Origin of the sequence: Paenibacillus sp. P3E, assembly GCF_001909045.1 — a bacterium.
In the GTDB taxonomy this organism is placed as follows: Bacteria; Bacillota; Bacilli; order Paenibacillales; family Paenibacillaceae; genus Paenibacillus_AQ; species Paenibacillus_AQ helianthi.
Genome location: NZ_LVWH01000176.1, coordinates 1 through 15,937 on the forward strand (window position 1 = coordinate 1; position 15,937 = coordinate 15,937).

Below are 15,937 nucleotides of genomic sequence, written 5' to 3' on the forward strand. Positions count from 1 at the left end.
CCTTTTTATATAACGTTATATAACGTATTGTTTACGAGATAAATATAACCGCTTTCAAAAATGCTGTCAAGTCTTTATTCCCCTGGAATATCCGAGAAGCTGACCCCCGCATAATTGTCTTTGCCGTAATCCAGCCAACGGATATCAGTGTGCTCCGGCATAAAGACCGATCCGTCAAAGGAACCGATGAAATACTGCGTCCGTGATCCGTGATTCAATTGGTCATTGTCGCCAATACTGACCAGGAGCACCAGCAATTGCGGCCTTGCCAACACTACAGGAAGTCCGAGATTTTGTTGTTCCGCCGCTACACGGAATCGAAGCGTAGGAACAAGATAAGGGGCTGGTGGTCTTTGGAAAGACTGCCAGCCCCTTAGTAATGATGAAATTTATGTTACTTGGCTAGAGGAAACCCGAAATACCGCTCGGCGTTATGATAGCAAATGTCCCGAATGATGCCTCCCAGAAATGCCAGATCCCTTGGGGCTTCCCCGCTCTTGACCCAGCCCCCGACCAGATTGCAGAGAATCCGCCGGAAATACTCATGCCGCGTATAGGACAGGAAGGACCTGGAATCCGTGAGCATCCCTACAAAACAGCTCAGTAGACCCAGATTCGACAACGATGTCAATTGCTTAAGCATGCCGTCCTTTTGGTCGTTATACCACCAGCCCGAGCCGAATTGGATCTTCCCCTTGATTCCGTCCCCCTGAAAAGAACCCGCCATAGCAGCCAGCACATCATTCTGTACCGCATTCAGATTGTATAGAATCGTCCGCGGAAGCTCTCCGGTCCGTTCCAGTCCGTCGAGCAGCTTGTACAAGCTGTCCGCGTAGCTGCCATCCCCGATGGTATCGAAGCCCGTGTCCGGCCCCAGCTCTAGAAACCTGCGCGAATTCGGGTTGCGGATCGCTCCGATATGCAGCTGCATCGCCCATCCGCAGGCAGCGTATTTGCGCCCCATTGCCAGGAACAAAGCTGTTGCATACTGATCCGACTCCAGGCGGCTTAAGGCTCCTCCGCTCAGGCGTTTACTGAAGATGGCTTCCAGAACGGATGGCGCTGCCTCCGCAAAGGGAAGATGCGAGAATCCATGGTCGGAGACCTTGCAGCCCTGCTTGTCGAAGTATTCAATCCTCTCCAGCAAAGCGCGTTCCATAAGTGCATAAGAAGTGATAGCATAGCCTACAGCTTGCTCCAGACTGCGCACATAATCCGGAAAAGCATCCGAATCTATCTGCAGCGCTTTATCCGGCCTGAAGGTCGGTGTGACTCCGGTCTGGAATTCCTTTTGTCCGGCGATTTGCCCATGGTAGTGCAGATCGTCAGCCGGATCATCCGTTGTACAGATCCATTTCACACGGGAACGGGTAATCAGCCCTTGCGCCGTGAAGCCTTCCTGGGCAATCAAGTGATTGCAGTGGTCATAAATCCGCCGCCAATTCTGCGGATTCAGCTGCTCCTCCACGCCAAAGTAAGCTTTCAGCTCCAGCGCCGACCAGTGATACAGCGGGTTGCCTACGGTATAAGGCAGCACCTCGCTCCACTTGGCAAACTTCTCTTCATCCGGGGCATCTCCAGTAATGTATCTCTCTTCAACCCCGAACGTTCTGAGCGCCCGCCATTTGTAATGATCTCCGCCCAGCCATACTTCAGTTATACTGCCAAACCGCTTATTCTCAGCGATTGCCCCCGGGTCGAGGTGGCAATGATAATCGATAATGGGCAAAGCTTCGGCATACTCATGGTAGAGTACCCGGGCTTCTTCTGACTGCAGCAGAAAATCCTCATGAATAAAAGCCTTCATCGTCAGGCTCCCCTCCCCTTATCTCAAATACTTCTCCAAGGTTCTCCGCACGGCTCCAGGACCCGCAAGCATCTCCAGGAACATGCCCTCAATCTTGCTTCCGAGGCCAATCGCATAGAGCGGGACACCAAAGAGCTGCTCATCTTCAAGAATCGGGCGCACATTTGCGGCCCGGTCTCCGAGGGTAACCCCTTGAAGATGTCCCTGCAGTGTTTCCAGCAGCGGATCAGGACTCAGTGTGAAGGCTTCGCCTTCATCATTCACTCCAAGCAGATAACGGCACCAGAGCGCAATGGCCAGCGGAATGGCTGTCAGCTGCGCGGGGTCCAGATCCTCCCGGCGGATATATGATTTAATTGTTTCTCCGAACCGGATACCCACCTTCTGCGAGGTATCGGTCGCAATTCGCTGCGGCGTATCGGGGATGAACGGATTGGCGAAACGCTCGGTCAGCACTTCGTCCAGGAACTGCTTCGGACTGAGAATGCCCGGGTCTACAACAACCGGCAGACCTTCCTTATACCCGATAATCTCCACGAACTTCCGCAGGGTATCATCCTTCATCTCATCCGCGATCAGGGTATAACCAAGCAGACAGCCGGATACAGCAAGCGCAGTATGCAGCGGGTTGAGGCAGGTAGTGACCTTCATCGTCTCCACATTATTGACCGTATCCCGGTCGGTGAAAATAATACCCGCTTCCTCAAGTGGAGGGCGGCCGTTCGTGAACTTGTCTTCAATCACCAGATATTCACTGATCTCCGCGTTGACGAAAGGGGCGGTATAGGTATTCTTGGAGGTAATGATTACATCCATACCGCCGATTCCCTGCTCCAGCAGCGCCGCCTGCACCGATTCCGAAGGTCGCGGTGTGATTTTATCGATCATCGACAGCGGGAAAGCAATCAGTTGCTCATTCTCCAGATAAGCCACGAAGCCTGCCTCGACCAGACCCTTAGTTGCCCATTCCCTGGCAATCGTCACCACACCGTTCTTCAGCTTGTCCCCGTTATGGGAGCAGTTGTCCATACTGACAAAGGTCAACGGATAAGCACCCTTCAGATAACGCTTGTATGCAAGAGAGGCCACAATGCTCATGGCATGAACCGGCTGCTCCGGTCCACCCTCGATGTCCTTGTCCACAATGCCCAGATACTTTCCGTTTGGACCCGTGAGCGAGTAACCCTTCTCCGTGATGGTGAAGCTGGCCATTTGCAGGCTGGGGTTCTCGAACACTTCCGTGAGCCGGCGGGAATCTGCTTCACGGCTCTTGTCCGCTGCAATTCCCTCTACAATGCTGCTGACGATTCTTTTCTGAAAACCGCCGCGTGCATTCATCAGCACCAGCAGAGTCAGATTGTCAAATGGCTTGTAAACCTTATCAATCATTTCAAAATCAAAGGTTTCCGCCGCGATGATACCTGTATCCGCCTTACCGCTATCCAGCAGCTTCTGGTGGGCATTGGCTACAAATCCCCGGAAGATATTGCCTGCACCGAAATGAATCCACTCTGGCTTCTGCGCCGTATTCCTCGCCACCTGCTCATAGTCGAACAGCGGCAGCTCTACTCCCGCAGCGGTCCAGGCCGCCTCTTCCCTTTGGATACTGCTTCTGTTCAGGCGCAGCATTTATTTCGCCCCCTTGACGTTGTCCAGGCTGTCCCAGACGCCAAGTAAATACATGATACCCAGCGCTCTATCGTAGAGCCCATAGCCCGGACGGCAGTTTTTCTCTTCGCCCCACAGGTGCCGCCCGTGGTCTGGACGGACATAGCCGGTGTAACCATTCTCATGGTAAGCCTTGACAACCTCCGCCACATCGACGCTTCCGTCACGCCCGCGATGCGACACCTCAATGAAATCGCCATTCTCATACACCTTCACATTGCGGATATGGGCAAAATGAATACGGTCATGGAACTCGCGGATCATCGCCGGCAGATCGTTCTCCGGATTCGTGCCAAGTGATCCTGTGCAGAAGGTCAGACCGTTGTACGGGCTGTCCACCAATCCCAAGAAGCGGCGGATCATCTCCCGGTTGCGGATAATGCGCGGCAGCCCAAAGATCGGCCAGGCCGGATCATCAGGGTGAATGGCCATTTTAATATCCACTTCTTCACACACCGGAATAATGCGTTCCAGGAAATACTTGAGGTTCTCGAACAGCTTATCTTCGGTCACATCCGCATAGGCTGCGAACAGCTCATCCAGCTTCGCCAGACGCTCAGGCTCCCAGCCCGGCATGGTAAACTTCCCGGCTCCTTTAAGAATCCGGTCGACCATCTCACGCGGGTTATCGGTAATGGCAGCCTTTTCATAAAAGAGGGCATTGGAGCCGTCGGGCAATTCCTTGTAAAGCTCCGTACGGGTCCAGTCAAATACCGGCATGAAATTATAGCAGATTACCTTTACGCCGACTTTGGACAGCTTGCGGATGGTGTCGATATAAATATCGATATATTTATCACGGCTCGGTAAGCCGATTTTGATATCATCATGAACGTTGACGCTCTCCACCACAGCCGTGCTGAAGCCCTTGCTGGTGATTTGATCGGCGACTTCCTGAATCCGCTGCATTTCCCACACTTCACCGGCTACTTTCTCATGCAAAGACCAGACGATACCCATAACCCCCGGAATCTGCCGGATATGGTCAAGCGTGATATTGTCATTGCCCTCACCATACCATCTCCACGTCATGTTCATTGATATACCCTCCTATGGTTGTCATTCTCATTAATCTTGTATACAAGATTTTCTTGATCATAAGATAAGAACCATCTGTTGTCAACACAATATAATCAAGCGTATATATGCACATTAACGTTTATTATTTCCGAACATCATGTATACTAGTGTTATCCTTCATTAACTATTGAAAGCAGGAAGAGATATGTCGATCAAAGCTGAAATCATGAATACACTGAAACACGAGATTCTTACCCTTTCCCTGAAGCCGGGCACCATTCTGAGTGAAACCGCCCTTTCCGAACGTTTTCAGATTTCGCGAACGCCGCTGCGTGATGTACTGAAACAGCTTGCACTGGAATCCTATACCGATATTTATCCCAAAAAGGGGAATATGGTGTCCTACATAGATCTTGAATCCGTTGAACAGATCACTTATCTGCGCAGCACACTGGAGAAAGAAATTCTTAAGGATCTCTCTTCACAGCTGTTGCTGACAGGACTGCATGAGCTTAAAGAAATTCTGGAGAGGCAAAAAGAGGTCATCGGAAAAGAAAACGACATCGATTCCTTTCTGAATCTGGATGATGCGTTCCACCAGGCGATGTACCGGCTTGCCGGACGTGAGTTTCTATGGAATTTGATTCAGCAGTCCAATGTGCACTACCTCCGCTACCGCAGGCTGCATATGCTGAAGACCGAGAAGCTGGAGGGAATCTGGAAGGAGCACCAGACCCTTCTTGAGCTTCTGGTACACAAGGAGACAGAGAAGATCGGCCCGCTGATCCACCATCATCTCCGGGAAGATATCCATTCGCTGGACTTCCAGGAGAACTTCTCAGAATATTTATCAAAGGGTGTATAATAGTAACAACTTATTTTAAAAGGATGTCATACGATGCTTCTTGCTGTGAACCGGACGCTTAACCGAATGATGCCGCTAATCACTCCGCTCAGTGTCCTGACCGGAGTACTCTGTGGAAGCTCGCTTTCCTCATATACCTATCTGGCTCCCTGGCTGTTCGCTTTTATGACGTTTGCCGGAAGCATCAGTCTCGGATTCAAAGATTTCGTGAACGTACTCAAAAAACCGCTGCCCCTGTTCGCCTGTTTGTTCATTCTGCACATTGCCATGCCGCTGGTTGCCGCAGGGATCGGGAATGTGCTGTATCACACGGATGAATTTACAATCACAGGCCTTGTACTTGCCGCAGTCATTCCAACGGGGGTAAGCAGCTTCATCTGGGTTAGCATTTACAAAGGAAATACTGCACTCACCCTGTCCATCATTCTGATCGACACTATGCTGTCTCCTTTTATCGTACCGGGCGTATTGTCATTGCTGATTGGAACTAGCGTAGAACTTGACGCGGGCGCAATGATGAGCAGTCTGTTCTGGATGATTGTTGTCCCTTCACTGGCGGGCATGGTGCTTAATGAATGGACCAAGGGCACTATTGCGCCCGTGTGGAGTCCGCGGCTGAATCCAGTCTCCAAGCTCTTCATGGCAGTGGTTATCATCATTAACGGGTCTGTGATTTCCCCTTACTTGGCGGACATCAATCTGCATCTGGTTGGCCTGGCCTTCGTCATTGTGCTTATGGCTTCCACCGGTTACATGCTGTGCTTTCTCACGGCGAGGGTTTTGCGCTGGAATGAAGCAGACGAGGTCGCCCTTATCTTCAATGGAGGCATGCGCAATATCAGCGCCGGCGCTGTGCTGGCAGTGTCCTATTTCCCCGCTCCGGTGGCTGTCCCCGTCGTGCTCGGCATGGTGTTCCAGCAGCTGCTGGCTTCACTCGCAGGGTTTCTGCTCAGCCACCGCACCAAGGTCAGGAATTCTGCTGATCAGACCACTGCTGCATAGGTTTTGGCTCAGTTGTTAATTCTCCCCATTAACATCTATAATCAGGCACAGAGGCACCTTATATTCCCATTTTCATGTTCACTGTTTCTCCTAATCTGCACTATTGACCATTGGAATATTGTCACATATTATTACACCTATAAATAAATTCAAATTACTGGAATTCAGTCAGGTGGTGCTTCCTTGGTCCCTACTACATCCACGATTCGCGATCATTTAACGGTGTATCTGTCGCAGCAGGCAATGTCCATTAATCAATTTGCGAGTCAATCCGGCATTAATTCAGGAACGCTCAGCCGGGTGCTTAACAGTCAACAGCCGATTGCCATGAATCACCTGGAGCGTATCACCAAAGGAATGCAATTACCGGAGGACCATTTCTTCAGCCTGTATGTGGACGAATGCTTCTATCATTCATCACCGACCTGGCGGCGGTTGCGGCCATTTATTTTGCGTTCAGCGGCATTGGACCGCCTTGACTGTATTGAACAGGTAGTTCATCATCTGCTTGAGAATCTGACCTATGCGCCCATGCTGTTTGAAGTAGCAGAAGGGCTGTTCGAGCAGGGGCAGTGGCAAGCCGCTGGTTTGTTGTATAAGAATGTGAGTGTAAGTGAGAAATATCAGAATTCCGAGCGGCTCGCGGTATGTCAGTTCCGCTTGTTTCGGATTGCCTTGGGAGACGATCAGACTCTTAATCTGCAGGCGGCTCTACTCTTTGAATGTTATGTGGACCGGCTGGATGAAGCGGATCAATTGGATGGGTTGAACCACTTGATCAATGTTTATTATTCTCTTCACAAGTGGCAAAAAGTGGACGAACTCTCGCAGGAAATGCTCCGGTTAGCCACTCTTCGTTATAACCTTCAGCAGCACTCTAACCGCAAACAGAGTAACGAGAAAAAACCTGTTAAACCACTCTATCGCTACATCCTCTACTCGCATCTGATGCGTGCAACTGTCTACGAGGAGAACAGGGACTACAAGTCGGCACTTCAATTCGTAGCTCGCTATATGGATGGAAGCTGGGTACAAGAAGACGATGAAGATGCCAAGAGGACTGTAGCCCAGTATCAGGAGTGGGGCACCGCGAATACCATGCTCTATGGATTAATGTCAGGGCAGCATGAAATACTGCCAGAATATGTGGAATATATTGCTCCTCAAAAAAATGAAATTTTTCTTGCTTTATATAATATCATCATATCGGCTAACCGCTATGATTGGAATGTCGATCATATTCTTGAACGGTTTGCCGCCTATATTCCTTACCGGACAAACCTAACAGAATTCGGCGAATACAATCAGCAGGTTATGGAGGATCAATACGCTCGATTTCTCATTGAATTAGCAGTCTATCATTTACATAACAAGCGTAAGAAAGGGATTTCCTTGATCCTTCAAAGTTTGGAATCATCTGCTAGAATCAATAACGATAGTAATGTCATCAAATGTGTTGATCTATTTGAACAACACCGGCATCAAACAGATGAAGAAGAAAAAGAGCAGTACAAACTTCTAATTAGAAAGGTGCAGGTCTTAAATGAAAAGAAAACTTATCGTACTTCTAGCTTCGTGTAGCCTGGCTGTCGCAATTATTGTACCTGTGTTTACCATTGACCCAGCAGTAAATAATAATACTCAAATGTTAATTGAAATTATGGGACACGGTGCAGGTGGCGACTGATTCTCCCTCCTGAACGCCTCGCATCACACAAAGACCGCAAGCCCTATCTGCTTAAGATAGACTTGCGGTCTTTGTGTTGAAGCCCGTTTTAATTCACCGACTTATCGTACTGAAGATAGACAACATGCGTTTGCAGATATTCGTTCAGGCCATGTTTGCCGTCTGCGCCGCCGATGCCGGATTTTCTCCAGCCTGCATGGAAGCCTTGCATGGCTTCAAAGTTCTCCCGGTTAATATAGGTTTCCCCGTATTTGAGACGCTTGATGACTTTCATGGCAACGTTCAGATTCCGGGTATACAGAGAAGAGGTCAAACCGAACTCACTGTCATTGGCAAGCGCGATCGCTTCATCCAGGTTCGAGAATGAAATGACCGGGATGACCGGGCCGAAGATTTCCTCTTGCACGATCTCCATTTCATTGGTGGCACCGGTAATGACCGTTGGCTCAAAAAAGCTGCCTGCACCCTCAATTTTTTTACCGCCAAGGGCAATTTCAGCCCCCTCTTCTACGGCGCGGTCCACCTTTTGCTGTACGGATTCCTGCGCCGCCTTGTTAATCAACGGGCCCATTTGAATATCCTTGTCTTTCAGCGGATCGCCATACTTCACCGCTTTCATGGCTTCAACCAGACGGGTGGTGAATTCGTCTTTGATCTTCTCATGCACGTAGACCCGCTCCGCACAGTTGCAGACCTGCCCTGTATTGATCACCCGGGAAGCCACAATCGCCCGGATGGCCAAATCCAGGTCGGCATCGTCCATAACAATCGCAGGGGCCTTGCCACCCAGCTCCAGACTGACCTTGATGATATTCTCGGCAGCCGCCTGCATCACCTTTTGTCCGGCCGGCACGCTGCCGGTAAGACTGACCATCCCGACTTTAGGGTTGCTGGCCAATTCATTACCGACCTCTGCGCCTCTGCCCGTGACAAGGTTGAATACCCCTTGGGGAAGACCGGATTTGTCGACAATTTTGGCAAAGGCCACCGCATTGTTCGGAGATTCGGCGCTGGGCTTGACTACAATCGTGTTGCCGGTAATGAGCGCAGGGGCCATTTTTCTGGCAATCAAAAAGAATGGAAAATTCCAGGGCAGAATGCCGGTAGTTACCCCAATCGCCCGTTTGAACACAAAAATATTCTCATTATCACGGTCACTCTGAACAATTTCCCCTTCATAGCGGCGTGCCCACTCTGCCATATAATCCATATAGTCCGCTGTAAAGTTAACCTCTACCGTGGACAATTCCAGTGTCTTGCCTACCTCCTCGGAGATCAGTCTGGCAAGGCTATCCGCTTCCGCCCGAATCCCCTCGGCAATGGCATGAAGATACTTCCCTCTCTCCACCGCAGGGGTTTCTTCCCAGGCAGTCTGGGCCTCATTCGCTGCATGGATAGCACGCACGACATCATTCCTTGTAGCTTTGGGAACCTGTGAAATGACTTCATCTGTTGCCGGATTGGTTACATCCATCCACTCTTTGCCTTCAGATTCGGTAAATTGGCCGTTGATGTACATCAAATGCTTTTCCACTGTTTCTCCCCCTTAAGGTAGATTGTTCCATTTGCCCTACCATAGTGTAAACGTTGTCATTATTTTTTGTCAACAACATTCACATTTATTATTTGTTTTTGTGTTGTTTTTCATTGACTTTTTGAGTTAAGCTATTACCACGAAGGTTATGATTGGAGGGGCAGGAATGAAAGTCAGTATATTTTCCACTTGTTTAGTAGACCTCATTACCCCGAATGTCGGAATGGCTATGGTTGAAGTTCTCGAAAGGCTGGGCTGTGAAATTGATTTCCCGGCCTCGCAGGTGTGCTGCGGTCAACCCACTTATAACAGCGGTTATCTGGAGGATTCCAAGCTTGCCATGAAGAACATGATGCTTGCCTTTGAACACTCGGATTATGTCGTAGGTCCGTCCGGCTCTTGTATCGCTATGTTCCATGAGTACCCGAAAATTTTCAGAGGTGATCCACAGTGGGAATTGAAAGCGGTTGCTATAAAAGAGAAAGCTTATGAGTTTACGCAGTTCATCGTACGGGTGCTTGGCATCACTGATGTGGGTGCAAGGCTGGACGGAACCGCCACCTACCACCGTTCCTGCCATATGACAAGATTGCTGGGCGAACGGGAAACCCCCTTCCTGTTGCTTGAACAAGTAAAGGGACTCCAGCTGGAACCGCTCAAGAACAGTGATAATTGCTGTGGCTTTGGCGGAACTTTTTCAGTAAAAATGCCGGAAATCTCCGGGCAAATGGTCGATGAAAAATGTGGATGTGTGGTGGAAACCGGAGCAGATATTCTGATCAGTTCAGATATGGGCTGCCTGCTCAACATCGGCGGACGCCTATCCCGCAAGGGCGAACCCGTAAAGATCATGCATATTGCAGAAGTGCTGAACCATAGCCATGCTGCTGTTGCCAGAGGAGGAAACCAGACTTGAGCCTGCAAACGGATAAACGGGATTTCAACACACGGACTTCAGATGGCCTTGATGACCTATTCATGAGGAGCGCAGTAGGTTCAGCGCAGGATAGCTTGAAGACCAGGCGCCTGTCTGCCGCCACCGCACTCGGGGATTGGGAACAATGGCGTACCCTCGGCCAGCAAATCCGCCAGCATACGCTGAAACATCTGGATTATTACCTGGAGCAACTGGCCATTAACGTTGAGGACAAGGGCGGGCATGTCTATTTTGCCAAAACCAAAGAGGAAGCAAGCAGCTATATCCGGGACATCATCGTACAAAAAAAAGCTAAAAAAATCGTCAAATCCAAATCGATGGTCACCGAGGAAATTGAAATGAACCGTGTTCTGATGGAGGCCGGCTGTGAGCTGATCGAGACCGATCTGGGTGAATACATCCTCCAAATGGATGATTGGGACCCGCCTTCGCATATTGTAGCCCCTGCGCTGCATAAAGACCGGACACAGATTAGCAGAGTGTTCACGGAGAAACTTGGATATACCGGCGATGATAATCCCGAGAACCTCGCCCGTTTTGCCCGGACGGTCCTGAGGCAGAAGTTTCTGGAGGCGGATGTCGGGATCACAGGCTGCAACTTTGCTATCGCTAACCTGGGAGCCATTAATCTGGTGACCAATGAAGGCAACGGTGATCTCACAGCCGCCATACCGAAAACACATATCGCGGTAATGGGCATGGAACGAATTGTGCCGACGCTTGAAGAGATGGAGGTTCTGGATAATCTGCTCTGTCGGAGCGCGGTAGGGCAAAAATTGACCAGCTATATCACGGTGATGGGACCCTCGGCAGCGGGGGAGACTGATGGCCCGGAAGAGTTCCATTTAGTTGTAGTGGACAACGGACGGTCCGATATTCTCGGAAGCGAGTTTGGTGAAGCCCTGCAATGTATCCGCTGTGGTGCCTGTCTTAATGTCTGCCCGGTCTACCGTCATATAGGCGGGCATGCCTACGGGTCCATTTATCCGGGTCCGATTGGAGCGGTAATCACTCCGCTGCTGGGCGGATACGATGACTATCAAGAGCTGCCTTTTGCCTCCAGTCTGTGTGGTGCTTGTACGGATGTCTGTCCGGTCAAAATTCCGCTGCATGAGCAGTTGATTCTGCACCGTCAAAAAATCGTGAAGGAGCATCGCACCGGTGCCGCGGAAAGATTCCAGATGAAGACGGCAGGAAGGCTGCTGTCCTCCCAGGCTTTATTCGGCAAAGCGCTGCGGTTTGCGAACCCAGCAAGCCGGCTGATCAGCAGACATGGCCGCATTGTGAGAGGACCGGGACTCATCCGCGGCTGGATCAATACCCGTGATCTAAGCCAGCCGGTCAGGCAGCGGGACAGCTTCCGGGTCTGGCTTGAACAACGCAAAGGAGGCTCGGATCAATGACAGCATCGAACAGGGACTCTTTTCTGAATACAATTGCCTCCAAGCTGGGACGGGAAAGAATCTATGACGTTCAGCGTCCTGATATGCAGGACCTGATGCCGGGCAATTCCAGCAGTTTAACAACCGGTGAATTGGTAGACATCCTTAAGGAGCAATGCTTCTTCATCCATACGCAGTTCATTGAATCGACTCCGGAGATCTTACAGAGAACATTAAATGATCTGATCGACGCCAACGGCGGAGGGGCTGTAATCACTTCCGGAGATGTCCGGTTTACCGAATATGGCCTGAGATTCGCGGATGGACTCGTCTGGGAAGAAGCGGCAGGAAGAGAGCAGAATATTATGCGCTCCGAATCGGCCAATACGGCAATTATCTTCGCTGACTACGCACTAGCCGAGTCAGGAACGATTGTTGTGGAGAGCCGCCCGGATCAGGGGCGCTCCCTCCATTTTCTGCCCGCCCACTATATTGCGGTGATTGAAAAAAAGCGGCTCGTGCTCCGCTCCACCCAGGCTGCAGCAGATCTGAACCGTAGGATAGAGGCGGGTGAGCCGCTGGGTTCATCTATCAATTTCATCTCCGGTCCTTCAAATTCCGCTGATATTGAAATGCAGCTCGTTGTCGGGGTACACGGCCCCTTGAGAGCAACCTATGTGCTTATTTAGTGGGTCCAGTTGAATTCCCGCTGTGTACCAAGTCCCAACCACCAGGCTCTATCCTTATAATCTTATGTAACGTGAATTTGAGAATGTTAGCTCATCATTGCGGAATGTCTTGTGAATCAAGGCGGTTTCGCCATGATGACCCCTATCTATTTTCAAGTTCTTTTTTCGCTGCTCATTGTGCAATTTTGCCCATTGTGCAATAATGTATTTTAGACCATAGAGCGCAGATTGTTCTGTCTCAAGAAAGGAGGCCGCATGGAACTTGAACCCCAACCCGACACTACGTGATAAAAAAAAGGAAGCCACCGCCTACGCCTTGGCTGAAGCTGCCTTTGAGCTGGCGCTGAAGCAAGGCATGGATGGTTTTATCGTCGACGATATTGTTCAGCAAGCCGGCTACTCCCGGCGAACCTTTGCCAATTACTTCTCGTGCAAAGAGGAAGCGGTAGCGGAGTATTTTATGGGCAGCGCTTCGAAAGAGGATCAGAATATGCTGTTCGCGGGCTTGCCTCCGGACGCAACTCCGCTGGATGCCTTGTACAAGTTGCTTAAGCTGCAATTCACCTCTGAGTTCCTGCATAAATTACGGCAGTTCGTATCGCTCGCCAATCAGTATCCGTCCCTGGAGCCATATATCCTCAGCGTATTCCGCCGCTTGCAGATCGCTGCACAGGAGGTCCTAGAGCGTTTCTCCCATGGGCGGTATGCCGACGGATACACCCATCTCCTTGCCGGTGCAGTCTACGGAGCGTTCGTGCCCATACTGGACGGACGGATGAACGTGCTGCTGCCGGGAGAAGCAGGGGATGAACGCTCCGGTGCCATGCCGTTCGATCAGTATTTGAATTCCATGTTTGCTTATTTACGCAACGGCTTTTAAAACAGAGATAAAAAGGAGAAACCATCACATGTCTACTTTTCTATACCGGTTGGGTAAATCGGCTTATTCCAAGCCGTGGTATTTCCTCGCAGCCTGGATCGTCGTTCTTGGTGTTGTTGGCACTTTGTTAGGCGTTAATGGCATACAGTCCAGCTCCGAAATGAAAATTGAAGGTACCGAATCGCAAAAAGTGCTGGATATGCTGGCTAAAGAGCTTCCCGCCGCTGCCGGCGGCCAGGCGAGCGTAGCTTTTACCGTACCGGACGGAGAACGTCTGGACACACCCCAGCGGGTAGCGTTGCTCCAGAAAGCTATCCATGATGTCTACAGTATGGACTATATCATTAACCCCGTAGAACTGGCCGCTCAAGCTGCTGCGGCTGCTCAAGCTGGGGGTACAGACCCGTCAGCGGCAGCAGGCCAAACAGCTGCTGCCGGACAGACGGGCGCGGCGGGGCAATCTGCCGCAGCGGACCCATCTGCTGCTGCCGGACAGACGGGTGCGGCGGGGCAATCTGCCGCGGCTGCCCAGGCCGCTCCTTACGGCCCGCTGATGGCTGACGGCGTTCCGGTTCCCGGAGTAATGCTGTCCGCTGACGGCAGCATCGCCCTGTTCCAGTTCCAGTTCACCGTTCAACAGACGTCACTGCCATCTTCCGTACCGGATAACATCATCAAGACCGTGACTGAAGTCGAACAGGCAGGCTCCGGCATCACAGCCATTCCGAGCGATTCACTGAAGAGTATACCGGCTATCGGCTCGACTGAAGCAGTCGGCGTAGTCGTCGCTGCGGTTGTACTCTTCATGACGCTGGGCTCTGTCGTTGCCGCCGGTCTGCCGCTGATTACCGCACTCCTCGGCGTCGGTATCAGTGTCGGCGGTGCTTTTGCTCTCTCCAGTGTAATCCAGATGAATGACATTACACCGGTACTCGCTATTATGATCGGTCTGGCGGTCGGTATTGACTACTCACTCTTCATCGTTAACCGGCAGCGGCGGCTCATTCTTGATGAGAAGTTAAGCGCGGGTGAAGCGGCAAGCCGGGCACTCGGCACCGCCGGCAGCGCCGTATTCTTCGCCGGCCTGACTGTTATTATCGCCCTGTGCGGCATGCTGGTCATCGGTATCGGTTTCTTGTCAACCATGGCTCTCGTTGCTGCTGCCAGTGTTCTGATCAACGTCCTGCTGGCGCTAACCCTGCTGCCTGCGCTGCTCGGTCTGGTCGGTGAAAAGATCTGCACCGCCAAAGCCCGCGCAAAAAGCACGGCTTCCGGAAATAAAGCCAGCCACAAATTCTCCCACCGCTGGGCAAACACTACAGTGAAATACCGCTGGGTCATCATTATTCTGGTGATTCTGGTTCTTGGAACAGCGGCGATTCCGGTAACGAAAATGGAGCTGGGCATTCCGTCCGGCGCTTCAGCCAACCTGGACACTCCAGCTCGCCAAAGCTATGACATCATCTCCAAAGGCTTCGGCGAGGGCTTCAACGGACCGCTGCTCCTAGTGGCTGAACCGAAGAACCCGTCCGATAAAATTTCAATGCAGACGCTGGGCAAGCTGGTTCAGGAACTGCAAATGCATGATAACGTTACGCTGGTGTCCCCAATGGGCGTCAACGCGACCGGAAATATCGCCATTATCAGTCTGATCCCGAAAACCGGCCCTACGGATACGGAGACAAGGAATCTGGTGCAGGATCTGCGCGATCCCGCTTCCACTCTCGCCTCCGGGAATAATATAACGCTTGGTGTGACCGGCTTCACCGCCATCAACATCGATATGTCTTCCAAGCTTTCCGACGCCTTCCCTCTGTATATCGGCATCATTGTGATCCTGTCCCTGATCATCCTGCTGCTCGTTTTCCGGTCGGTCATTGTTCCGGTCAAAGCAACGGTCGGCTTTATTCTCAGCGTCCTCGCTACCTTCGGCCTGACTACAGCGGTCTACCAGTGGGGATGGCTGCACTCCCTGTTTGGTTTTGACACGGGAGGACCGCTGCTCAGCTTTATGCCGATTCTGGTCACCGGTATTCTGTACGGGCTGGCGATGGATTATCAGGTATTCCTGGTCAGCTCCATGCGCGAGGCTTACGTCCACGGACGCCATGGCAACGATAGCGTAGTTCACGGCTACGATCTCGCCAGCCGCGTTGTGCTAGCCGCTGGTGTAATCATGGTTTCCGTCTTTGCCGGCTTCATCTTTGCACCTGACGCGATGATCAAACAGATCGGCTTCGCGCTGGCCTTCGGCATCCTGATCGATGCCTTCATCATTCGTATGACACTCGTTCCGGCCGTTATGGCGGTCTTCGGCGACAAGGCCTGGTGGCTTCCACAATGGCTGGACCGTCTGCTTCCGAACCTTGACGTCGAGGGCGATAAGCTAATCGCCAAGCTCCATGCCGAGAGCGACAGATCCTCTTGATTCATTAATAACGCTCATGCAACGGGGTGCTCATGAGG

At 51.3% G+C, this 15,937-nt stretch carries 12 protein-coding genes and 1 pseudogene; 8 read left to right on the forward strand and 5 right to left on the reverse strand.

Features of this window, described 5'->3' with window-relative positions; all coding sequences use genetic code 11:
* Positions 1-83: 83 nt before the first annotated feature.
* From A3842_RS33360 to uxuA, 4 genes and pseudogenes are all read right to left on the reverse strand, one after another.
* Positions 84-251 (reverse strand): annotated as a pseudogene (locus A3842_RS33360) (glycoside hydrolase family 32 protein); the annotation flags it as partial.
* Positions 252-394: 143 nt separating this feature from the next.
* Positions 395-1,807 (reverse strand): glucuronate isomerase, encoded by a 1,413-nt coding sequence (gene uxaC, locus A3842_RS18685; RefSeq protein ID WP_074102332.1) that lies wholly within the window; start codon positions 1,805-1,807, stop codon positions 395-397.
* Between the two features lie 18 nt (positions 1,808-1,825).
* Positions 1,826-3,436: a mannitol dehydrogenase family protein gene (locus A3842_RS18690; RefSeq protein WP_074102333.1), complete on the reverse strand. Its 1,611-nt coding sequence runs from the start codon at positions 3,434-3,436 to the stop codon at positions 1,826-1,828.
* Positions 3,437-4,513 (reverse strand): mannonate dehydratase, encoded by a 1,077-nt coding sequence (gene uxuA, locus A3842_RS18695; RefSeq protein WP_074102334.1) that lies wholly within the window; start codon positions 4,511-4,513, stop codon positions 3,437-3,439.
* Positions 4,514-4,700: 187 nt separating this feature from the next.
* Here uxuA and A3842_RS18700 point away from each other — a divergent pair, with 187 nt between their 5' ends.
* The 3 genes from A3842_RS18700 (at position 4,701) to A3842_RS18710 (ending at position 7,943) form a co-directional block, all read left to right on the forward strand.
* Positions 4,701-5,360: a GntR family transcriptional regulator gene (locus tag A3842_RS18700; protein ID WP_074102335.1), complete on the forward strand. Its 660-nt coding sequence runs from the start codon at positions 4,701-4,703 to the stop codon at positions 5,358-5,360.
* Between the two features lie 33 nt (positions 5,361-5,393).
* Positions 5,394-6,362: a bile acid:sodium symporter family protein gene (locus A3842_RS18705; RefSeq protein WP_074102336.1), complete on the forward strand. Its 969-nt coding sequence runs from the start codon at positions 5,394-5,396 to the stop codon at positions 6,360-6,362.
* A 183-nt stretch (positions 6,363-6,545) separates the two neighbouring features.
* Positions 6,546-7,943 carry a helix-turn-helix domain-containing protein gene (locus A3842_RS18710; protein WP_083609643.1) on the forward strand — a complete coding sequence of 466 codons (1,398 nt, stop codon included), beginning with the start codon at positions 6,546-6,548 and terminating at the stop codon, positions 7,941-7,943.
* Positions 7,944-8,137: 194 nt separating this feature from the next.
* Here A3842_RS18710 and aldA read toward each other — a convergent pair whose 3' ends face one another.
* Positions 8,138-9,583, reverse strand: coding sequence for an aldehyde dehydrogenase (gene aldA, locus A3842_RS18715; RefSeq protein WP_256701758.1), 1,446 nt, complete (start codon positions 9,581-9,583; stop codon positions 8,138-8,140).
* A 166-nt stretch (positions 9,584-9,749) separates the two neighbouring features.
* Here aldA and A3842_RS18720 point away from each other — a divergent pair, with 166 nt between their 5' ends.
* The 5 genes from A3842_RS18720 to A3842_RS18745 all read left to right on the forward strand — a co-directional run bounded on the left by A3842_RS18720 (position 9,750) and on the right by A3842_RS18745 (position 15,899).
* Positions 9,750-10,499, forward strand: a complete 750-nt coding sequence (locus A3842_RS18720; RefSeq protein ID WP_074102337.1) for a (Fe-S)-binding protein — start codon at positions 9,750-9,752, stop codon at positions 10,497-10,499.
* Positions 10,496-11,923, forward strand: coding sequence for a LutB/LldF family L-lactate oxidation iron-sulfur protein (locus A3842_RS18725; RefSeq protein WP_074102338.1), 1,428 nt, complete (start codon positions 10,496-10,498; stop codon positions 11,921-11,923). The genes A3842_RS18720 and A3842_RS18725 overlap by 4 nt, the downstream gene beginning before the upstream one ends.
* On the forward strand, positions 11,920-12,591 hold the full coding sequence (locus A3842_RS18730) for a LutC/YkgG family protein (protein WP_074102339.1): 672 nt from the start codon (positions 11,920-11,922) through the stop codon (positions 12,589-12,591). The genes A3842_RS18725 and A3842_RS18730 overlap by 4 nt, the downstream gene beginning before the upstream one ends.
* Before the next feature lie 262 nt (positions 12,592-12,853).
* Positions 12,854-13,471, forward strand: coding sequence for a TetR/AcrR family transcriptional regulator (locus A3842_RS18740; protein WP_074085512.1), 618 nt, complete (start codon positions 12,854-12,856; stop codon positions 13,469-13,471).
* 28 nt (positions 13,472-13,499) lie between these two features.
* Complete coding sequence (locus A3842_RS18745; RefSeq protein WP_074102341.1) at positions 13,500-15,899, forward strand: MMPL family transporter; 2,400 nt, start codon at positions 13,500-13,502, stop codon at positions 15,897-15,899.
* The last annotated feature ends 38 nt before the right edge of the window (positions 15,900-15,937 follow it).